This is a genomic window from Streptomyces sp. NPDC001137, from assembly GCF_040298885.1.
Taxonomy (GTDB): Bacteria; Actinomycetota; Actinomycetes; order Streptomycetales; family Streptomycetaceae; genus Streptomyces.
In genome coordinates this window covers 1-19,803 of sequence record NZ_JBEPBA010000037.1, presented here as the reverse complement: position 1 = coordinate 19,803, position 19,803 = coordinate 1, and the positions used below count along the sequence as shown (strand labels likewise).

Sequence of the window (19,803 nt, the reverse complement as noted above, 5' to 3'; positions counted from 1 at the left end):
CCCGGGATGGGGTACCGGTTCGAGAGGTGAGGGGCGTCGGTTCGGGCTCCGGGGCCGTGGGTACGTAGCTGTCAGAGCACCCCGGTACGCTTCAGATATGAGTGCTGTTCCTCGTTCCGAAAAGCCGGTGGGCCGGTTCCGGCGCATGCTCGACCGGCTCTCCTCTTCGCAGGAGGACCTGGAGTCCGAGGAGCTGCGGGAGGACACCGCGACCGCCGGATGTACCCGGATCGGTGACTGTCACGACCGACAGATCGTCACGGTTACTGGTACCTTGCGCACGGTCACCCTGCGGCCGCGCGCGGGTGTCCCGGCCCTGGAGGCCGAGCTGTTCGACGGCTCCGCCGCCCTGGACGTGGTGTGGCTCGGCAGGCGCTCCATCGTGGGCATAGAGCCGGGGCGCAGGCTGATCGCATCGGGCCGCGTCTCGCTCAGCCGGGGCCGCCGAGTGCTGTTCAATCCGAAATACGAACTGAGACCCCTCGGACGGGAGTAGCCGGTGACGTCGCTCGACAAGCCGACCGAAGACACTCAAGCCGACGACGCGCGGGCGGTGACCGAGGCCGCCCTGTTCGAGGCGTTCGGCGGAGTGCGGGGCATGGTCGAGACGGTGCTGCCCGGCCTCCTCTTCGTCACCATCTTCACGATCAACAAGGACCTGCACTGGTCGGCCATCGCCGCCCTCGCGGTGTCCCTGCTGCTCGTGGTGGTCCGCCTGGTCATGCGGGACACCGTCAAGCACGCCTTCAGCGGTGTCTTCGGGGTCGCCTTCGGTGTCGTCTTCGCGATGATGACGGGCAACGCCAAGGACTTCTACCTCCCCGGCATGCTCTACACGCTGGGCCTGGCACTGGCGTACATCGTCACGACCCTGTGCGGGGTGCCGCTGCTGGGGCTGATCCTCGGGCCGGTGTTCAAGGAGAACCTCTCCTGGCGGACGCGCAATCCGGGACGCAAGAAGGCGTATGCCAAGGCCAGTTGGGCCTGGGGGCTGATTCTGCTCGCCAAGTGCGCGATTCTCTTCCCGCTGTACTGGTGGGCGAACACGGCGCAGTTGGGCTGGGTGCTGGTCGCGCTGAAGATTCCGCCGTTCCTGCTGGCTGTGTGGCTGACCTGGGTGTTCCTGGCGAAGGCGCCCGCGCCGATCGATGTGTTCGCGGAGATGGAGGCGGAGGAGAAGGCCGAGAAGGAGCGGGCCGCCACCGCGGGGGCCGAGCCCAGCGGTGGACGGCACCGTCGGGAGGCGTGAAGGCGTTTTTCGCCCCCGCCGCTCCTTCCCGTCCCGACCCTGGGGGCTGCCGCCCCCAGACCCCCGCTTTGGCCTGACGGCCTCGTCCTCAAACGCCGGACGGGCTGAAACGCAAAGGGCGCCCCTTGAATTTCGGGGCGCCCTTTGGTGTCGCGGCGGTCAGCCTGTCGCATCCTCGCGCCGCACCGAGAGCAGATCCTCCAGCTGCTCCTCTCGCGCCTGCGCGGCGACGAACAGGAGTTCGTCGCCCGGCTCCAGGGAGTCGTCGTGGGACGGGGTGAGGACCCGGGTGCCGCGGATGATGGTGACCAGGGACGTGTCCTCGGGCCATTCGACGTCGCCGACCTGGGTGCCGGCCAGGGCCGACTCCTCCGGCAGCGTCAGCTCCACCAGGTTCGCGTCGCCGTGGCTGAAGCGCAGCAGGCGGACCAGGTCGCCGACCGAGACCGCTTCCTCGACCAGGGCCGACATCAGACGGGGGGTCGAGACCGCCACGTCGACGCCCCAGGACTCGTTGAAGAGCCACTCGTTCTTGGGGTTGTTGACGCGGGCCACGACGCGCGGGACGCCGTACTCCGTCTTCGCGAGGAGCGAGACGACCAGGTTCACCTTGTCGTCGCCCGTCGCGGCGATCACGACGTTGCAGCGCTGGAGCGCCGCCTCGTCCAGGGACGTGATCTCGCAGGCGTCGGCCAGCAGCCACTCCGCCTGCGGGACGCGCTCGACCGAGATGGCCGTCGGCGCCTTGTCGACGAGCAGGACCTCGTGGCCGTTCTCCAGCAGCTCGCCCGCGATCGAGCGGCCGACCGCGCCGGCACCGGCAATGGCGACCCTCATCAGTGACCGCCCTCCTCTTCGGGACCCTTGGCGAAGGACGCCTCGACCTTGTCGACCTCGTCGGTGCGCATCATCACATGCACCAGGTCGCCCTCCTGCAGCACCGTCTGCGAGCTGGGCAGGATCGCCTCGCCGAGCCGGGTCAGGAACGCCACGCGGACGCCCGTCTCCTCCTGCAACTTGCTGATCTTGTGGCCGACCCAGGCCGCGGAGGCGTGCACCTCGGCGAGCTGGACACCGCCGGTGGGGTCGCGCCACAACGGCTCGGCGCCCGAGGGCAGCAGCCGGCGCAGCATCTGGTCGGCCGTCCAGCGGACCGTCGCGACTGTGGGGATGCCGAGGCGCTGGTAGACCTCGGCACGACGCGGGTCGTAGATGCGGGCTGCGACGTTCTCCACGCCGAACATCTCGCGGGCCACCCGGGCCGAAATGATGTTCGAGTTGTCTCCGCTGGACACGGCGGCGAAGGCGCCGGCCTCCTCGATGCCGGCCTCGCGCAGGGTGTCCTGGTCGAAGCCGATCCCGGTGACGCGGCGGCCGCCGAATCCGGGGCCGAGGCGGCGGAAGGCCGTGGGGTCCTGGTCGATCACTGCGACCGTGTGCCCCTGTTGCTCCAGGGTCTGGGCAAGCGCGGAACCCACTCTTCCGCAGCCCATGATGACGATGTGCACGACCGTCCTTCCGGTGTCAAGAGTTACTGCTCAGCCACATCAGGGTCTCAGACCGACGCCCAAGCTACACACGCGCGGTAGGACGTCGGCACCCCTGTGCACGGTTGCCGTACGCCTTGTGACCTCAGCGACGGCTGATGCTGCGGACGCTGGCAAGGGTCAGGATTCCGAGGCCGACGAGGGCCGCCGCGGCGCCGATCAGCTCTGCGGTGGCGTGCATGGAACCTCCAAGGGGCGGCAACTGGGGCGGTGATTGTCATATAGGCATGAGGGCGCGGCGACCTGCGGAATCCGTCGCCGGAGCCCCCTTTGTTTTCACCCGGAGAGCAGATGGGTGGGGGAGGGTGGTTGGGTGCCCGTTCGAACGCCTACGATTACCTGTTGTGTCCAAACTGACCGACGTGCCCAAACGGATCCTGATCGGGCGCGCACTGCGCAGTGACCGGCTGGGCGAAACGCTCCTGCCGAAGCGCATCGCCCTCCCCGTCTTCGCCTCCGACCCGCTGTCCTCCGTGGCCTACGCCCCGGGAGAGGTGCTGCTGGTCCTGTCCATCGCGGGCGTGTCGGCGTACCACTTCAGCCCCTGGATCGCCCTCGCGGTCGTCGTGCTGATGTTCACCGTGGTCGCTTCCTACCGGCAGAACGTGCATGCCTACCCCAGCGGCGGCGGCGACTACGAGGTCGCGACCACCAACCTGGGCGCCAAGGCGGGCCTGACCGTGGCCAGTGCCCTGCTCGTCGACTACGTGCTCACCGTCGCCGTGTCGATCGCGTCCGGCATCGAGAACCTCGGCTCCGCGATCCCGTTCGTGGTCGAGCACAAGGTGCTGTGCGCCGTCTCCGTGATCGTGCTGCTGACGCTGATGAACCTGCGTGGCGTGAAGGAGTCCGGCAAGCTCTTCGCGATCCCGACGTATGTGTTCGTCGGCGGCGTGTTCATCATGATCGCGTGGGGTGCGTTCCGCGGGCTGGTGCTCGACGACACCATGCGGGCGCCGACAGCGCAGTACACGATCAAGGCCGAGCACCAGGGGCTGGCCGGTTTCGCGCTGGTCTTCCTGATGCTGCGCGCCTTCTCCTCAGGCTGTGCGGCACTGACCGGTGTCGAGGCGATCTCCAACGGCGTCCCCGCCTTCCGCAAGCCCAAGTCGAAGAACGCCGCGACCACGCTCGCCGCGATGGGCCTGCTCGCCGTCACCATGTTCTGCGGCATCATCGTCCTCGCCCTGACGACCAAGGTCCGTATGGCCGAGAACCCGGCCACCGACCTGCTCAAGCACGGCGTCGGGGTCGGCGCGGACTACGTGCAGAACCCGGTGATCACCCAGGTCGCCGAGGCGGTCTTCGGCAAGGGCAGCTTCCTGTTCATCGTGCTCGCCGCGGCCACCGCCCTGGTGCTGTTCCTGGCCGCCAACACCGCCTACAACGGCTTCCCGGTGCTCGGCTCGATCCTCGCCCAGGACCGCTATCTGCCCCGCCAGCTGCACACCCGAGGCGACCGCCTCGCCTTCTCGAACGGCATCGTGCTCCTCGCGGGCGCCGCCACGCTCCTGACCGTGAGCTACGGCGCCGACTCGACCCGGCTGATCCAGCTGTACATCGTCGGCGTGTTCGTGTCCTTCACGCTCAGCCAGACCGGCATGGTGCGGCACTGGAACCGCCATCTGGCCGTCGAGAAGGACCTCGCCACCCGCCGCCACATGGTGCGCTCCCGCGCGATCAACGCCTTCGGCGCCTTCTTCACCGGCCTGGTGCTGGTCGTCGTCCTGGTCACCAAGTTCACGCACGGCGCCTGGGTCGCCCTGCTCGGCATGGTGATCTTCTACGCGACGATGACCGCCATCCGTAAGCACTACGACGGCGTGGCCGCGGAGATCGCGGCGCCCGAGGGCCCGAGCGACGACAGCGTACGGCCCTCCCGCGTCCACTCGGTCGTCCTGATCTCGAAGATCCACCGCCCCACGCTGCGCGCCCTCGCCTACGCCAAGCTCATGCGCTCCGACAGCCTGGAGGCGCTCACCGTCAACGTCGACGCGGCGGAGACGAAGGCGCTGAAGGAGGAGTGGGAGCGGCGCGGCATCGACGTACCGCTGAAGGTGCTCGACTCGCCGTACCGCGAGATCACGCGGCCGATCATCGAGTACGTCAGGGGCCTGCGCAAGGAGTCGCCGCGCGACGCGGTGTCCGTGATCATCCCCGAGTACGTGGTCGGTCACTGGTACGAGCATCTGCTGCACAACCAGAGCGCGCTCAGGCTCAAGGGCCGGCTGCTGTTCACGCCGGGCATCATGGTGACGTCCGTGCCCTACCAGCTGCAGTCCTCGGAGGCGGCGAAGAGCAGGGCCCGCAAGCGGCAGGAGTGGAACGCACCGGGCTCCGTGCGGCGCGGTCCGGCCCAGGAGGGCCGGCCGAAGCAGCCCTCGGGCTCCCAGAACTGACACACGTCGGTCAACGGCCGGACGGCACCCACGTAGACTGGTGGGCTGTTGTCCGGCTGTTTCCTTTCGCCAATCCCCTTTCGATGTTGTGGAGTCACCCCGCCATGCAGACAGAACCGAAGAAGTCGCTGGTCGGGGAGGAGTACGAGGTCGAGATCGGCCCCGTCGCCCACGGCGGGCACTGCATCGCCCGTACCGCCGAGGGCCAGGTGCTGTTCGTCCGGCACACGCTGCCCGGTGAGCGGGTCGTGGCGCGGGTCACGGAGGGCGAGGAGGGGGCCCGTTTCCTGCGCGCGGACGCGGTCCAGGTCCTCTCGGCCTCCAAGGACCGCATCGAGGCGCCCTGCCCCTACGCCGGCCCCGGACGCTGCGGCGGCTGCGACTGGCAGCACGCCAAGCCGGGGGCGCAGCGGCGGCTGAAGGGCGAGGTGCTCGCCGAGCAGCTGCAGCGGCTCGCGGGCCTCACGCCCGAGGAGGCCGGCTGGGACGGCACCGTGATGCCGGCCGAGGGCGACAAGCTGCCCGCGGGTGAGGTGCCTGCCTGGCGGACGCGTGTGCAGTACGCGGTGGACGCCGACGGGCGGGCCGGTCTGCGCCGGCACCGCTCGCACGAGGTCGAGGCGATCGACCACTGCATGATCGCGGCCGAGGGTGTCAGTGAGCTGGGCATCGAGAAGCGCGACTGGGCGGGCATGGCGTCGGTCGACGCCATCGCGGCGACGGGATCGCAGGACCGCCAGGTGATCCTCACCCCGAAGCCGGGCGCCCGGCTGCCGATCGTCGAGCTGGACAAGCCGGTGTCCGTGATGCGGGTCGGCGAGAAGGACGGCGGGGTGCACCGCGTCCACGGCCGTCCCTTCGTCCGAGAGCGCGCGGACGGCCGTACGTACCGGGTCGGCAGCGGAGGCTTCTGGCAGGTCCACCCGAAGGCCGCCGACACCCTGGTGACCGCGGTCATGCAGGGCCTGCTGCCGCGCAAGGGCGAGATGGCGCTCGACCTGTACTGCGGTGTGGGCCTGTTCGCGGGCGCCCTGGCCGACCGGCTCGGCGACAAGGGCGCGGTCCTCGGCATCGAGTCGGGCAAGCGGGCCGTCGAGGACGCCCGGCACAACCTCGCCGACTTCGACCGGGTGCGGATCGAGCAGGGCAAGGTCGAGGCCGTACTGCCGCGCACCGGGATCACCGAGGTCGACCTCATCGTCCTGGACCCCCCGCGATCGGGCGCCGGCCGCCAGACGGTCGCCCACCTGTCGTCACTGGGCGCCCGCCGGATCGCCTACGTCGCTTGCGACCCGGCGGCACTGGCGCGGGACCTGGGGTACTTCCGGGACGGGGGGTACCGGGTGCGGACGTTGCGGGCGTTCGATCTGTTTCCGATGACGCATCACTTGGAGTGCGTTGCCATCCTTGAACCGGTGGCAAAGGGCTCCTGACCTGCGGTTTTGCGCGTGCGCATTATGTGCGGTGTGGGCGTTACGGGCGATATCTTGACGCTGAAATGACGCTCTCCGAGGTATCTTGACGCTCATTTGACGCTCGTTCTGATGGGGCGTCAGGTGGCCTGTTGGGCAGGTCAGGTCCGGTCAAGGTTGCCAGTGTCGGTGGGGTGTCGAGGGCAGGCGACGCTTTGCGCAGAGCTGCTGGCTCCTGCCGGTGAGACTGGCGAGATGCGTCGGAAGAGACCGGCGACGTTGTGACCTGCCGCGATGGGTGGATGGCCTCCGCTGACCCTTGCCCTGCGAGGCGTCGGGGCCTTCCTCCACAGCGATCGCGGCGGTGGAAAGAGAAGACCGCCGCCGAACGCGTCGCCTGCCGTGTACCCGGCCCACCTCAGCGACCCTGCCGTGCGCGCTCGCTCCGCCTGCTGTAACTGACCGTCCACGCACGCCGAATGGGCACACCCGGCCGGCCGAGGCACGTGCGAGTGTGAGCGTCGTCCGTGCCGTACTCGCCCTTGGCGTCCGGCCCGGCTACACCTCGATGTGCGAGCCCATGATGACCGTGCGGTCGCGGGGCAGGCCGAAGTACTCGGCGGCGTCGGCTGTGATGTAGGAGGTGGCGATGAACAGTCGCTTGCGCCAGGGCGCCATCGTCGGGGCCTTCCCGCGCCGGAGTTCGATCTTCGAGAGGAAGTAGGACGCCTCGTCGAGTTGCAGCGGCCCCTCGGTTCGGGCCGGGTCGAGCATGGCCAGGGTGCCGGGCACGTCCGGTGTCTCCATGTAGCCGAACCGGGCGGTGACATGGATGATCCCGTCGTCGGCGTACCCGAGGTCGTCGATGATGATCCGCTGCTCGGCCGGGACGCGGGGCACGGGCTCGGTCGTGATGGACAGGATCACGACCTGCTCGTGCCGCACGTGGTTGTGCTCGACGTTGGCCCGCATGGCCAGGGGTGCGGTCTCCTTGTCCCGGTTGAGGAAGACGGCTGTGCCGGGGACGGTGAGCGTGGACGCCTCGCCCGTGCGGAGGTGGTCGATGAACTCGGGCAGCGGGCCTTCCTCGCGTGCTCGTTCCGCGGTGACGACTTCGCGGCCGCGTTGCCAGGTCGTCATGACGGTGAACACAGTGAGGCCGATCAGCAGTGGCAGCCATGCGCCGTGGACGAGCTTGGTCAGGTTGGCCGCCACGAACAGCAGGTCCACGAAGAGCAATACGGTCGCGCCGATGGCGATGAGCCACTTGGGTGTGCCCCACTTCGCGCGGGCGACGTAGAAGAACAACAGGGTGGTGATGGTGATGGTGCCGGTGACGGCCATGCCGAACGCGAAGGCCAGCGCTGCGGATGAGCGGAAGGCGAAGACCAGGGTGAGGACGGAGACCATCAGCAGCCAGTTGATCCAGGGGACGTAGATCTGGCCGATGGTGGACTCGGAGGTGTGCGCGATCCGCAGCCTCGGCAGGTAGCCGAGCTGGGCGGCCTGGGAGGTGACCGAGTACGCGCCGGTGATCACTGCCTGGGAGGCGATCACGGTGGCCGCCGTGGCCAGCAGGATCATCGGCCACCGCCCCCAGTCGGGTACGAGCAGGAAGAACGGGCTGCTGATGTTGTTCCGATCGTCGAGGATCAGCGCGCCCTGGCCGAAGTAGCTCAGTACGCACGCGGGCAGGACGAGGAACAGCCAGGCGCGGGTGATGGCCCGGCGGCCGAAGTGGCCCATGTCGGCGTAGAGCGCCTCGGCGCCGGTGACCGCGAGCACGATCGCGGCAAGGGCGAAGAAGGCGGTGCCCCAATGGCCGAACAGGAAGCCCAGCGCGTACGTCGGCGACAGCGCCCGGAGGATGGCCGGGTGGTCGGCGATGCCGGCGACGCCGCACGCGCCGATGGCCACGAACCAGGCGATCATGACCGGCCCGAACACCCGGCCCACGGCCGCGGTTCCCCTGCGCTGCACCAGGAACAACAGCACGATGATCACCGCGGTGATGGGCACGACCGCTTCGTCCAGTGACGGTTCGACGACCTTGAGCCCCTCGACCGCGGACAGCACCGAGATCGCCGGGGTGATCATGCTGTCACCGAAGAACAGCGACGCACCGAAGATGCCGAGCGCAGCCAGTACGACGGCGGCCCGACGCCCACGCTGTGAACTCCACCGTCGTAGCAGGGTGATCAGCGCCATGATGCCGCCCTCACCGTCGTTGTCGGCGCGCATCGCCAGCAGCACGTAGGTGACCGTCACGATGATCATCACTGACCAGAACACCAGTGACACCACCCCGTACACGTTGTCGGTGGTGACCGGGACGGGGTGCGGGTCGCTCGGGTTGAACACCGTCTGGAGGGTGTAGATCGGGCTGGTCCCGATGTCGCCGAAGACCACGCCGAGCGCGCCGATGACCACCGCGAGGCGCACCGAGCCGTGCGCGCTTGCCCGGGGCGGCTCCGGTGCCCCTGATGCGGGTCCGTCGTCCGTCGCGGTTCCCTGCCGGTGGTCGGCCATGGTGATCCTCCTCCGTCTGTGCCGCTGAACTGCAGATCTGGGGCACTGGGGCGGACGATACCGATCTCATGGGACGACGGCCGCCGGTGGGTGCGGCGCTCGGTGGCGCGGTGAGCCAGGTTGATGCGATGGGCGCTGAGGTTGCCGATGTGGTGGTCCTTGGTGTCCCCGTCATTGCTTTGATTTCACCGCCATTGCAACGATGGAACAGTCGGCGTTGCATTAACTTCTGACCTACCGCAACGATTTTGCTTCTCCTGCCTGGGATTATGGCAATCGGGCGGGATGAATGTGTTGCCAGATCGATGAACGCAACGTAGCTTTCCATCATCGGAAAAAGCGAGCTCAAGGAGAGCGCCATGCAGAAGTTCGACACCCCCGCCCCGATTTCGGCCGTCATGGACATTCCCGCCGGACGCGTCCGCTTCGCCGCGGCCGATCGGGCCGACACCACGGTGGAGGTCCTGCCCGCCAACGCTGCGAAGAGCCGGGACCTGAAGGCGGCGGAGCAGACCACCGTCGCTTATGCCGACGGCGTCCTGCGGATCACAGCCTCGGCCCCCGACGGCAAGCTCTTCGGTCCCTCCGGTTCCGTCGAGGTCGCCGTCCAGCTGCCCGCCGATTCCCACATCGAGGTCCAGGCGGACGCCGCCGAACTCCGGGGCGTCGGACGCCTCGGCGACGTCGCCTTCGACGGCGCGTACCGCCAGATCAAGATCGACGAGGCCGCGAGCATCCGGCTCACCGCGACCGACGGCGACGTCGAAGTCGGCCGCCTCAACGGCCGCGCGGAGATCAGCACCGCAAGGGGCGACATCCGTATCGCCGAGGCCGTGCGCGGCACCGTCGTGCTCAGCACCCAGGCAGGCGACATCTCGGTCACCGCCGCCGAGGGTGTCTCGGCCGCCCTGGACGCCGGCACTGACCACGGCCGCGTCAGCAACGCCCTCAAGAACGACGGCACCGCCGAACTCAACATCCGCGCCACCACCTCCCGCGGCGACATCACCGCCCGCAGCCTCTGATCCGAAGGAGCAGGAACATGAAGAGCAGCACCTTCCCGGCTGGTTCCCCGACCGGATCGCAGTGGAGCGGCATGGTGCCGGTCGACGACACCGCCCTGGCAGTCACCGACACCGGCGGCCCCGGCATCCCCGTGCTCTACCTCAACGGCCAGTTCGCCACCCAGGGATACTGGCGGCGAGTCCTCGCCGAACTGGGGCCGCAATGGCGGCACATCACCTACGACGAACGGGCCCGCGGCAAGAAGTCCAAGCGATCGGCGGACTACTCCTTCGAGGCGGCCGTCCGGGACGTGGATGCCGTTCTCGCCGCTCGGGGTGTGCAGCGGGCGCTGTTGGTGGGCTGGTCCTACGGGGCGTACGTCGCGGCGCACTGGGCGAGCCGGAATCCGGAGCGGGCTTTGGGCGCGGTCCTGGTCGACGGCGCGGCGCCGTACGACTGGCTGGACGAGGCCATGGAGCAGCGGATCCGCAAGCTGTTCAGGCGGGTGAGCTGGTTCGCGCCGCTGGTGCGTCCGACCGGCCTCATCCCGCGGATGACCGCCGAAGAGATGGCGGAGTGCAACATCGAACTCGGCAAGATCTCCCGCGAACGCGATCTGGCTCCCGTGCTGGACGACATCACCGTCCCGGTGCGGTATGTGCTTGCTTCGGGTGCGTCTCTCGGAAGCAAGGGGGACGAGCAGGAACGCATCCGCGCCAGCCTCGACGAGGTCTTCGAGCGCAATCCGAACCTCCGGCTCGGTGCGAAGGTCGCCAGCAACCACGATGCGATCCTGAAGAAGGACTTCCGGGCCGTCGCCGAGGCCGCACGCGAGATCGTGGCCCTCGACCGCGCAGAGCACTGAAGCCCGACCGATAACCGATGCGAACTGCACGTCCTCGCGGCCAACGTCGTCATCGTCGTCCAACTGAACCGTGCCCGACGCGCCTGCCTCGTCCAGAGGCGGGTCGTCAGCTCGTGTGCGGCGGCCTCCGCCACGTACAGGACTTGCTGCAGAGCGGCCACGGTCGGAGCCCCTTCGGCCCTCCCGTCCGAACCGCGGTACAGATCCTGGCTCAGCCTGCGGACGCTGCCCAGTAGTGCTCCGTCGAGCGCAGGCTTTCCCGTGGCTCAAGCCCTTTGCCCGGCACGTGACCTCATGGCCGTGGCGTGACTCGGGGACACTGGGAACTCGGGTCATTCGTCGACGAGTTCGTCGAGAACCTCGGCGGCAGTCGTGTTCCCCTGGTCTGCCAGACGTCGTAGTTCGGTGAGGTCTTCCTGTTCGGCGGCGAGTTCGATGAGCTGGTCGGTCGCGGTGGGGTTGCCTGTCTCCGCGAGGCGCCGTAGTTCCTCCATGTCGCCGTATTCCGCGGCCAGTTCGATCAACTCGTCGGCGGCGTCCGCTTCTCCGCGGTCGATGCGTTCGCGCAGAGCGGCCACATCGGACTGGTAGGGCTGGCTGGACTGGTCGGACTCGGGCGTCATGGAACTCTCCGTGGCCTTCGGGGCTATGAGTCGGAGCGGGGCAGCTTTCCGGACGCGCGCAGTTCCTCGCGGTGCGCGTGCCACTCGTCCCGCAGCGCGGGCAGGCGCTCGGCGAGGAACTCCGCCAGCGCGACCATCTCTTCGAGCGGGGCCCGGCGCGCAGGCGTCGCGTCCGTGAGCAGGTCCAGGCCCTCCCGGAACAGCGCCGCGTGCTCCAGATGGAGGGTCGCGTCGAAGTTCTGCGGCTGTCGGCCGGTCGGGTTCAGGCTCACCCGGTCCATTCGTTCGCCGGCCGATCTGGTGCGTCGTGCCAGGTCGTAGCTTTCCAGCATCTTGACTGCACCCGTGATCGCGCTTCGGCTCGCCAGCAGCGCGTCGCTCAGTTCGTCGATCGTCTGCTGGGCCGGATCGCAGACGAGCAGATAGCCGAGCAGGCGTCCGGCCATCGGCGGGAAGCCGTAATGGCGGGCATAGAAGCGGCCGACGTGGTCGGCGAAGATCAGCTGGGCGTCCTGCGGCACATCAGCAATCTAGCACCTATCGCTGAGATGACACTTATTTCTGTCATCTTGGTCGCGGAGAGGGCCGCCGCAGGGATGGCCGGAGGTGCTGCTCTACGGTCAGGAAAGTCCCGATGCCCGAAGCACTGCCTGGACCGTGTCGTCGTCGATGTGCTGTCCCAGTCGCTCCATGACGTCCGCTCCGGAGCGCAGTGTTCCGCGCTCCAGGGAGCGGCGTATGCCCGTGTCGAGCTCGTGCCAGAGCAGAGGATTGGCGGCGAGCACCCGGGGGTCGAGTTCGAGGGCGTGTCCGTGGACATCTCGCAGGACCAGGTGGGAGGAGACGCCGTCGTACTGCCGTACGGCGCTCAGTGCGTCCGTGTGGATCACTCGCCGGTGCCAGGGGGTGCGGACCGCCAGCCAGCCGGGGCCCGCACTTACCCGCGGCGGGAGCAGGACGGCGCATACGGCGGCGGACAGGGTGACCCAGAGCAGGGCCCGCAGGGGTGTCAGACTTCCCGCGTCCCAGTCGACCAGGAGGCTCATGGCGCCGAACGCCAAGGCGCAGCACAGCGCGAGGCGGGCGCTGCCACGCCAGTGGCGGTCGCCGGCCGAGCCCGCCGGTCCGCTCCGTCGCATGGCGCTGACGCTAGGCGCCGAGGCGCGATGCGACGAGCGTCGCTAACGGGGCCTTAGCGCAAACGGGCGAATCTTGACGGGATCCTGACGCGGTCGCCCCGTGCTCAGCCCGTGTGGACGCGGGGCCTGCGGGCACGGTCCGGTTCCGCTTCGCGCAGGACCTCTCGGGTGACCGGGGCGACCTCGCCCTGACCGAAGAGGAAGAAGCGCAGGAAGTTCGCGAAGGGCCCGCCCTCGGTCCACTCGAAGTAGATGTGCGGGATGCAGCCCGTGCTGTCGCGGACGTGCAGCAGAAGTGCGGCCAGGGCGTTGGGGATGGAGGAGGACTCCACGGTCAGGACGCGATAGCGGTTGTGCAGGACCTCGCCGCGCACCGTCAGGCCCGCCTCGAACTCGGACGGGTCGGTGACCGTGACCTCGACGAAGACGAAGTCCTCCTGCTCCGGCAGATCGTTGTCGGCACGGATCTGCTCGATCTTGTCGCGGTACTCGGCCTTGTCGCGTCGGCCGGGTTCGTTCGCGAGGAAGCGGATGCGCCGGTGGGACATGTCGCGGACGAATCGTTCCGCCATGTCGTCCAGCTCGATGTGCGTGACGCGCAGTTCGAAGGCGCGAGCGAGCCGGGACAGCAGCGAGACGAGCATGATGCCGACGATGAAGCAGGCACCGATCTTCACGCCGTCCGGGCGCTCGATGACATTGGCGACGGTGACATAGAGAAGCACCGCGGACACCGCCGCGAAGCCGATGGTCCAGTTCCGCTGCTGAGCGCGCCGGGCCGCGATGGTCACCGCGATGGCCGCCGAGGACATCAGCACCAGTACGCCGGTCGCGTACGCACCGCCCTGCGCGTCGACGTCGGCGTCGAAGATCCAGGTGACCAGGAAGCCGACCAGGGTGAAGACGATCACCATCGGGCGAACGGCACGCGCCCAGTGCGGGGCCATGCCGTAGCGGGGCAGATAGCGGGGCATCAGGTTGAGCAGGCCGGCCATCGCGGAGGCGCCGGCGAACCAGAGGATGGCGATGGTCGAGACGTCGTAGACGGTGCCGAAGGCCCCGCCGAGATACTCGTGCGCCAGATACGCCAGCGCTCGGCCGTTGGCCTTGCCACCGTCCTTGAACTCGTTCTCCGGGATGAGCACCGTCGTGATGAAGCTGGTCGCGATCAGGAACACGCTCATGATCAGGGCGGCGGCCGTGAGGAGCTTCTTGGTGTCCCGGATGCGGCCCTGCGGGTTCTCCTCCGTGTCGCCCGGATCGCCCTGCACGTGCGGCATGACGGCGACGCCCGTCTCGAAGCCGGACAGACCCAGGGCCAGCTTCGGGAAGACCAGCAGGGACACGCCGACCATGGCGAAGACGTTTCCGTGCTCGGTGGTCAGCGCGCTGGTCCAGTCGGTTACCACGTGCCCGGCGGTGAGCACGTGGTACATGCCGACGGCCACGACGACGGCGTTCAGGACGAGATAGACCACGACCAGGGCCACCGCGACGCCGATCGCCTCCAGGAAACCCTTGAGGAACACCGCGCCCAGCAGGGCCACCAGCAGCAGGGTGATGATCATCTGCTGGCCGTGGAGTGTGCTCTCCAGATGCGGGTTCTCGATCAGGTGGGTGGAGGCGTCGGCGGCCGACAGGGTGATGGTGATCAGGAAGTCGGTGGCGGCGAAACCCAGGAGCGTCAGGACGAAGAGTTTGCCCTGCCAGAAGGAGAGCAGCCGTTCCAGCATCGCGATGGAACCCTCGCCGTGGGGGCTCTCCTCCGCCACGCGGCGGTACACCGGAAGGGCGCCCGCCAGGGTGACGACGACGAGGACGAGGGTCGCGATCGGGGAGAGCAGTCCGGCTGCCAGGGCCGCGATGCCGGGCTGGTAGCCGAGGGTGGAGAAGTAGTCGACGCCCGTCAGGCACATCACGCGGTACCAGCGCTGGCCTTTGTGAGGGGGCTCGGGCTCGGCGTGCGGCCCGGTGTGGCCGCCCTGCTTGCCCATGTCGGACAGGCCCTCCAGCATCCACGTCCGCAGTCGGCTCTGAGGCGGGTGTTCGGTGGCGACCATCGACTTGCTCTCCTGATGTGCGGCTCAGCGTGGGGCTCCGGCCATCACACGGACGGCGGCACCAGCGTAAGCAGAGAGTGACGCGTGGGCCCCCGGGAGCGTGCTCCGGAGGCGTCAAGACTCCGTTAAGAGCGGCGAGGCGGAGCACCGCTGAAGGGCTTCGTCCGCCGGCCGGTGCGTGTGAGGGCTCAGCGGGTCGTGGCGATGGGTTGCCGGGCTGCGCGTATGCAGGTGTCGAGGATGTCGATCGCCGTGTCCACATCATCGTCGGCGTGGTCGGCCATGGCCTGCAGGCGGAAGCGGGCCGCGTCGGAGGCGACGGCCGGCTGTTCGACGAGGTGGGCGATGAGTCCGGCACGGGCGATGAGGCCAGAGGCGGTGCGGCCGGTGGGGGTGTCCCCGATGAGGACCGGGACGACCGGGCAGACGACGTCGCCCATGACCTCGAGGCCGCGTGCCATGAGCCCCTCGCGCAGGCGAGTGGAAACCGCTGCGCATGATGTCCTTCTCCCGGGCATCGGCCTGCCGACCGCCGTCCGGCCCGGCCAGGATGGGGGTGGCGGGCACAGTGGTCGTCATGTTCTGCGTCTTCTCCTGTGGTGGGGGAGGTGCAGGTCCTCGCCGTCCGGGCGGGTTTCGCCGGGGCGGTGGGCCTGTTGCGACGCTACGACGCCGGGCACGCGGACCAGGGGCGCGCTGACGCCTTATTGACTAGCAGAGAGCGTTTTCTGACGCCGGGTTGACGCGAGCGACGTTCCGCGGCAGACGCTACGACCGCCGCTCGATGACCTTCGCGTGCAGGAGTGTGCCGACGAGTTCGACCCGCAGACGGGGATCGGCGGTGGTGTTCTTGGAGCGGAACTTGAGCTTGGAGTAGGTGCGGTTGAGCCCGTCGGTGTCGAACACGATGTCTTTCGCGCCGACGAAGAACAGTTTGCCGTGCACCATGTCCGCCTCGATGCGCAGGACCTCCGAAGTGACCAGAGCGTGGGTGAAGTCGAAGGTGACACGGCACTCTCGCGTGCGCAGTTCGATGCGCGAGGGTACCGACCAGCGCCCCTCCCGTACGTACTTGCCGCCGTGCTGGTCGACCAGGAGTACGTCCTTGCCCTGTGCTGAGGGCACGTCCGGCAGGTCGGCGGTGAGCTCGGCCAACTCGCCGAGTGTGCGGGCGGAAAGCGCGCTCTCCAGCCGCATGTCGAGTTCCTCGGCGTCGAGTCGGCCGTCACCGGCTGCGACCCGCAGCACATCCACGACGCGGTCGCGGTCCTGGTGCGAGGCCCGCAGGTCGGGCAGGTCGTTCGACATGGCAGCCACGCTAGCGGCACCGCACGGTGGCCACCAGACGAAAACTCACTGTCCGGTACGAGACCACCGTGCAGATCGCCGCCGGCGTGCTCGATCAGCTCTGGCCGGCCTTGCGGCCGTGGTTGGCCTTCTTGTTGCGGCGGGCCTTCTTCTTCCGGGCGCGCTTCGACACGTACGTCAACTCCTCTGCTGGTGCAGGGCGTTCAAGCGCTGTGGCCAACCAGCAGGTCTGCCAGCTTGTTCAGGCGCCTGACGGTGCGGTCCTCCGTCGCGGCCGGGGCGGGTTCGACGCGCGTGTCGCGGTCGTAGTAGGCGCCGTTGACGATCTCGACGGTCGGGTCGCACAGCCGGACCACGTTCGCCGCGCCCGCGGCGGGCGAGATGCCCTCGTGGCCGTACAGGGGGAGCAGTGCTGTGTCACATACCCCCGGGTGTACGGAGACCGCGGTGACGCGCGGATCGGCGGCGAACACCGTGAGTGCCAGCTGGGACTGGGCGTAGGCGGCGAGCCGGGAGTAGCGGCGGGCGCGGTTGGGGTCGGACCACTGGATGGAGCCTGTGCGGTGCAGGGCCGAGGAGACGTTGACGACCCGGCCGCCCGGGGCGCTCGTCAGCGCCGACTCGAGCAGGCAGGTGAGCAGGTAGTGGGCGAGGAAGTTGACCTGGAAGGCGATCTCGTTGCCGTCGGCGGTGACGGTGTGGCGCTCGGGGGCGGCCATGCCGGCGTTGTTGACGAGGACGTCGAGGTGCGGGTGCTCGGTGGTCACCTTGCGGGCGAGGGCCTCGACTTCGTCCAGGCGGGCGAAGTCGGCGGCATACGTGCACAGTTGGCCGCCGTCGACGCCGGCGGTGGCGATGAGACTGTCGGCGGCGGCGCGGGCCTCCTCGGCGGTACGGCCGTGCAGCAGCACGGTGGCGCCGCGCTCGGCGAGCTGCCGGGCGGTCTCGTAGCCGATGCCGGCGGTGGCGCCGGTGACCAGGACGGTACGGGAAGAAAGGCTGGAAGACATGATCCAATCCGGAGGGTGCGGGCACGTCGAGCGGCCCCGGTGACGGGGCGGCGGCGAACGTGCGGTGATGAGAAGAGACGGGGCGCGGTGTGGCATCACGGCGCCCCGGGGGATGCGGAACGCGTCAGCGGGACACGGACGCGGGCGCTTCCGCACAGCGCGGCGCACGACGGGGCGGCCGAACGGGACTCGGCGGCCGGTCGGAGAGGAGCCAGGCGCTGTTCACGTCCTCCATGGAAGCCGTACCGCACAGCCGGGGCAAGACTGGACCGCCTTCTCTGACGGGGCTCTGACGTGCGCATACGGGTCCTTGACGAGCGAGCCAGGCGGGCGGCCGTGGCTCAGCCGAGGCCGGGCACCTGCGCGACCAGCAGGTCGATCAGCTTGATGCCCACGAACGGCAGGATCAGCCCGCCCAGGCCGTACAACAGCAGGTTGCGGCGCAGCAGGTCGTGTGCCGACGCGGGCGTATAGCGCACGCCGCGCAACGCGAGTGGGATCAGCGCCACGATGATCAGGGCGTTGAAGATGATCGCCGAGGTGATGGCGGAGGTCGGGCTGTGCAGGCCCATGACGTTCAGGGACTCCAACCCCGGGTATGCGCCCGCGAACATCACCGGGATGATGGCGAAGTACTTCGCGACGTCGTTCGTGATGGAGAACGTGGTCAGCGCACCTCGTGTGATGAGGAGTTGCTTGCCGATCTCGACGATCTCGATGAGTTTGGTCGGGTTGGAGTCGAGGTCGACCATGTTGCCGGCCTCCTTGGCGGCCGAAGTGCCGGTGTTCATCGCGACGCCGACGTCCGCCTGGGCGAGGGCCGGGGCGTCGTTCGTGCCGTCTCCGGTCATGGCGACGAGCTTGCCGCCCACCTGCTCCCGCGTGATCAGCGCCAGCTTGTCCTCGGGGGTGGCCTCGGCCAAGTAGTCGTCCACCCCTGCCTCCTGGGCGATGGCGCGGGCGGTGAGCGGGTTGTCGCCGGTGATCATCACGGTGCGGATGCCCATCCGGCGCAGTTCCGCGAAACGTTCGCGGATGCCGTCCTTGACCACGTCCTTGAGGTGAATCAGACCGAGGACCCGCGGTCCGTCCCAGTCGTGCACGGCCACCAGCAGCGGTGTACCGCCGGACGCGGCGACCGAGTCGGCGAAGTGCCGTGCTTCGGGAGGGACTTGATCGCCGTACATCTGCACCCACTCGATCACCTGCTGGGCGGCCCCCTTGCGGATCGCGCAGCGCGCTCCGTTGTCCCAGTGCAGGTCGACGCCGCTCATGCGGGTCTGTGCGCTGAAGGCGACCCAGCGTGCATTCGCCAACTCGCCCTCGGCGGGTACTCGCAGGCCGTACCGGTTCTTGGCGAGGACGACGACGGAGCGGCCCTCGGGTGTCTCGTCGGCCAGTGAGGAGAGCTGGGCGGCGTCCGCCAACTGTCCCTCGTCGATGCCGGGCATTGGGACGAAGGTGGCGGCCTCGCGGTTGCCGAGGGTGATGGTGCCGGTCTTGTCGAGCAGCAGGGTGCCCACGTCGCCGGCCGCTTCGACCGCTCGGCCGGACATGGCCAGCACGTTGCGCTGCACCAGGCGGTCCATGCCGGCGATGCCGATCGCGGACAGCAGGGCGCCGATCGTGGTCGGGATGAGCGTGACGAGGAGGGCGACCAGCACGGTCGTGGACTGGGCCGAGTCTGCGTATTCGGCCATCGGCTGGAGGCTGACCACGACCAGGATGAAGATGATGGTCAGCGAGGCCAGCAGGATGTTGAGCGCGATCTCGTTCGGGGTCTTCTGCCGGTTCGCGCCCTCCACGAGGGCGATCATGCGGTCCAGGAAGCTGTGGCCGGAGCGGGCGCTGACCCGGACGACGATGCGGTCGGACAGAACCGTGGTGCCGTCGGTGACACCGCTGCGGTCGCCGCCCGACTCCCGGATGACCGGCGCGGATTCACCGGTGACCGCAGACTCGTCCACGGCCGCCACGCCGTCGATGACGTCGCCGTCGGTCGGGATCATCTCGCCCGCCTCGACCAGCACGACATCGAGCGGCTTGAGGTCGGTGGCGGCGACGGCCTCCGTGCGGGCGTTGCGCAGGTTGGTGCCCCATCGCCAGTCCAGCAGTCGAAGCGCCACCGTGTCCGTACGTGCCTTGCGCAGCGACTCGGCCTGCGCCTTGCCCCGGCCCTCCGCGACGGCCTCGGCGAGGTTGGCGAAGACCACCGTCAGCCACAGCCAGACGCTGATGACCCAGGTGAACACGGCCGGGTGCAGCAGCGCGGACAGGGTGGTCAGCGCGGCTCCCACGGACACCACGAAGAGCACGGGCTTCTTGACCAGGACCCTCGGGTGCAGCTTGCGCGGCGCCTCGGGGAAGGAGCTGACGAGCTGGGCGGGTTCGAAGGCACCGCTCGGGGCGCGGCGCCGGGCTCCACCTCCCGGGGCCGGTCCTGAGGTGCGCTGGGGGCGGGACGGCGGGGCCTGTTCGGGCGCGGCGGGATGCATGACACCTTCACGGTTCGGCGCGGCATGTATGAGGGCACGCCGACGCGCTGGTCGGTGGACGGGTGAGAGAGCGCGGGTCCGTGGGGGGGGGGGGGGCCCCCCCCCCCCCCCGGGGGGGGGGGGGGGCGGGGGGGGGGGGGGCCGGGGGCGGGGGCCGGGGTT

Annotated in this window: 18 protein-coding genes; 6 read left to right on the top strand and 12 right to left on the bottom strand. The window is 69.0% G+C overall.

Annotated elements, in window-relative coordinates:
• Positions 1–97: 97 nt before the first annotated feature.
• Together ABT254_RS42815 and ABT254_RS42810 are read left to right on the top strand one after the other, a co-directional pair.
• The gene (locus ABT254_RS42815; protein ID WP_099931846.1) at positions 98–496 is read left to right on the top strand and encodes an OB-fold nucleic acid binding domain-containing protein; all 399 of its coding nucleotides are present in this window, start codon (positions 98–100) and stop codon (positions 494–496) included.
• A 3-nt stretch (positions 497–499) separates the two neighbouring features.
• A complete protein-coding gene (locus tag ABT254_RS42810; protein WP_351483070.1) occupies positions 500–1,249 on the top strand; it encodes a DUF3159 domain-containing protein in 750 nt (249 codons plus the stop codon).
• Positions 1,250–1,408: 159 nt separating this feature from the next.
• Here ABT254_RS42810 and ABT254_RS42805 read toward each other — a convergent pair whose 3' ends face one another.
• The gene (locus ABT254_RS42805) at positions 1,409–2,086 is read right to left on the bottom strand and encodes a potassium channel family protein (RefSeq protein ID WP_351483068.1); all 678 of its coding nucleotides are present in this window, start codon (positions 2,084–2,086) and stop codon (positions 1,409–1,411) included.
• The gene (locus tag ABT254_RS42800) at positions 2,086–2,757 is read right to left on the bottom strand and encodes a potassium channel family protein (protein ID WP_030939613.1); all 672 of its coding nucleotides are present in this window, start codon (positions 2,755–2,757) and stop codon (positions 2,086–2,088) included. Before ABT254_RS42800 ends, ABT254_RS42805 begins: the two co-directional genes overlap by 1 nt.
• 383 nt (positions 2,758–3,140) lie before the next feature.
• On the opposite strand from ABT254_RS42800, the gene ABT254_RS42795 reads away from it, so the two are divergent.
• Together ABT254_RS42795 and ABT254_RS42790 are read left to right on the top strand one after the other, a co-directional pair.
• Positions 3,141–5,195, top strand: a complete 2,055-nt coding sequence (locus ABT254_RS42795) for an APC family permease (RefSeq protein ID WP_351483066.1) — start codon at positions 3,141–3,143, stop codon at positions 5,193–5,195.
• Positions 5,196–5,299: 104 nt separating this feature from the next.
• Positions 5,300–6,628, top strand: a complete 1,329-nt coding sequence (locus ABT254_RS42790; protein ID WP_351483064.1) for a class I SAM-dependent RNA methyltransferase — start codon at positions 5,300–5,302, stop codon at positions 6,626–6,628.
• 537 nt (positions 6,629–7,165) lie between these two features.
• On the opposite strand, the gene ABT254_RS42785 is transcribed toward ABT254_RS42790, so the two are convergent.
• On the bottom strand, positions 7,166–9,136 hold the full coding sequence (locus tag ABT254_RS42785; RefSeq protein WP_351483062.1) for a potassium transporter Kup: 1,971 nt from the start codon (positions 9,134–9,136) through the stop codon (positions 7,166–7,168).
• Positions 9,137–9,495: 359 nt separating this feature from the next.
• On the opposite strand from ABT254_RS42785, the gene ABT254_RS42780 reads away from it, so the two are divergent.
• The gene (locus ABT254_RS42780) at positions 9,496–10,161 is read left to right on the top strand and encodes a DUF4097 family beta strand repeat-containing protein (RefSeq protein WP_351483060.1); all 666 of its coding nucleotides are present in this window, start codon (positions 9,496–9,498) and stop codon (positions 10,159–10,161) included.
• Positions 10,162–10,178: 17 nt separating this feature from the next.
• Positions 10,179–11,006 carry an alpha/beta fold hydrolase gene (locus ABT254_RS42775; RefSeq protein WP_351483058.1) on the top strand — a complete coding sequence of 276 codons (828 nt, stop codon included), beginning with the start codon at positions 10,179–10,181 and terminating at the stop codon, positions 11,004–11,006.
• 332 nt (positions 11,007–11,338) lie between these two features.
• On the opposite strand, the gene ABT254_RS42770 is transcribed toward ABT254_RS42775, so the two are convergent.
• From ABT254_RS42770 to kdpB, 9 genes are all read right to left on the bottom strand, one after another.
• Positions 11,339–11,629 (bottom strand): hypothetical protein, encoded by a 291-nt coding sequence (locus ABT254_RS42770; protein ID WP_351483056.1) that lies wholly within the window; start codon positions 11,627–11,629, stop codon positions 11,339–11,341.
• 23 nt (positions 11,630–11,652) lie between these two features.
• On the bottom strand, positions 11,653–12,150 hold the full coding sequence (locus tag ABT254_RS42765; protein WP_351483054.1) for a GbsR/MarR family transcriptional regulator: 498 nt from the start codon (positions 12,148–12,150) through the stop codon (positions 11,653–11,655).
• Positions 12,151–12,249: 99 nt separating this feature from the next.
• The gene (locus ABT254_RS42760; protein WP_351483052.1) at positions 12,250–12,768 is read right to left on the bottom strand and encodes a hypothetical protein; all 519 of its coding nucleotides are present in this window, start codon (positions 12,766–12,768) and stop codon (positions 12,250–12,252) included.
• Positions 12,769–12,872: 104 nt separating this feature from the next.
• On the bottom strand, positions 12,873–14,828 hold the full coding sequence (locus tag ABT254_RS42755; RefSeq protein WP_351483050.1) for an APC family permease: 1,956 nt from the start codon (positions 14,826–14,828) through the stop codon (positions 12,873–12,875).
• Positions 14,829–15,016: 188 nt separating this feature from the next.
• Positions 15,017–15,289 carry a hypothetical protein gene (locus ABT254_RS42750; protein WP_351483048.1) on the bottom strand — a complete coding sequence of 91 codons (273 nt, stop codon included), beginning with the start codon at positions 15,287–15,289 and terminating at the stop codon, positions 15,017–15,019.
• 307 nt (positions 15,290–15,596) lie between these two features.
• Positions 15,597–16,136: a DUF1707 SHOCT-like domain-containing protein gene (locus tag ABT254_RS42745; RefSeq protein WP_351483046.1), complete on the bottom strand. Its 540-nt coding sequence runs from the start codon at positions 16,134–16,136 to the stop codon at positions 15,597–15,599.
• A gap of 94 nt (positions 16,137–16,230) precedes the next feature.
• The gene (locus ABT254_RS42740; RefSeq protein WP_351483044.1) at positions 16,231–16,356 is read right to left on the bottom strand and encodes a hypothetical protein; all 126 of its coding nucleotides are present in this window, start codon (positions 16,354–16,356) and stop codon (positions 16,231–16,233) included.
• Positions 16,340–17,146: an SDR family NAD(P)-dependent oxidoreductase gene (locus ABT254_RS42735; RefSeq protein ID WP_351483042.1), complete on the bottom strand. Its 807-nt coding sequence runs from the start codon at positions 17,144–17,146 to the stop codon at positions 16,340–16,342. The genes ABT254_RS42740 and ABT254_RS42735 overlap by 17 nt, the downstream gene beginning before the upstream one ends.
• A gap of 341 nt (positions 17,147–17,487) precedes the next feature.
• Positions 17,488–19,641: a potassium-transporting ATPase subunit KdpB gene (kdpB, locus tag ABT254_RS42730; protein WP_351483040.1), complete on the bottom strand. Its 2,154-nt coding sequence runs from the start codon at positions 19,639–19,641 to the stop codon at positions 17,488–17,490.
• Between the last annotated feature and the right edge of the window lie 162 nt (positions 19,642–19,803).

What these genes read in the sequence shown, in the direction of transcription:
- ABT254_RS42815 (WP_099931846.1), top strand. Translation starts at nt 98, where the DNA reads ATGAGTGCTGTTCCTCGTTCCGAAAAGCCGGTGGGCCGGTTCCGGCGC.
- ABT254_RS42805 (WP_351483068.1), bottom strand. Translation starts at nt 2,086, where the DNA reads ATGAGGGTCGCCATTGCCGGTGCCGGCGCGGTCGGCCGCTCGATCGCG.
- ABT254_RS42790 (WP_351483064.1), top strand. Translation starts at nt 5,300, where the DNA reads ATGCAGACAGAACCGAAGAAGTCGCTGGTCGGGGAGGAGTACGAGGTC.
- ABT254_RS42785 (WP_351483062.1), bottom strand. Translation starts at nt 9,136, where the DNA reads ATGGCCGACCACCGGCAGGGAACCGCGACGGACGACGGACCCGCATCA.
- ABT254_RS42780 (WP_351483060.1), top strand. Translation starts at nt 9,496, where the DNA reads ATGCAGAAGTTCGACACCCCCGCCCCGATTTCGGCCGTCATGGACATT.
- ABT254_RS42775 (WP_351483058.1), top strand. Translation starts at nt 10,179, where the DNA reads ATGAAGAGCAGCACCTTCCCGGCTGGTTCCCCGACCGGATCGCAGTGG.
- ABT254_RS42770 (WP_351483056.1), bottom strand. Translation starts at nt 11,629, where the DNA reads ATGACGCCCGAGTCCGACCAGTCCAGCCAGCCCTACCAGTCCGATGTG.
- ABT254_RS42760 (WP_351483052.1), bottom strand. Translation starts at nt 12,768, where the DNA reads ATGCGACGGAGCGGACCGGCGGGCTCGGCCGGCGACCGCCACTGGCGT.
- ABT254_RS42755 (WP_351483050.1), bottom strand. Translation starts at nt 14,828, where the DNA reads ATGGTCGCCACCGAACACCCGCCTCAGAGCCGACTGCGGACGTGGATG.
- ABT254_RS42750 (WP_351483048.1), bottom strand. Translation starts at nt 15,289, where the DNA reads ATGGCACGCGGCCTCGAGGTCATGGGCGACGTCGTCTGCCCGGTCGTC.
- ABT254_RS42745 (WP_351483046.1), bottom strand. Translation starts at nt 16,136, where the DNA reads ATGTCGAACGACCTGCCCGACCTGCGGGCCTCGCACCAGGACCGCGAC.
- ABT254_RS42735 (WP_351483042.1), bottom strand. Translation starts at nt 17,146, where the DNA reads ATGTCTTCCAGCCTTTCTTCCCGTACCGTCCTGGTCACCGGCGCCACC.
- kdpB (WP_351483040.1), bottom strand. Translation starts at nt 19,641, where the DNA reads ATGCATCCCGCCGCGCCCGAACAGGCCCCGCCGTCCCGCCCCCAGCGC.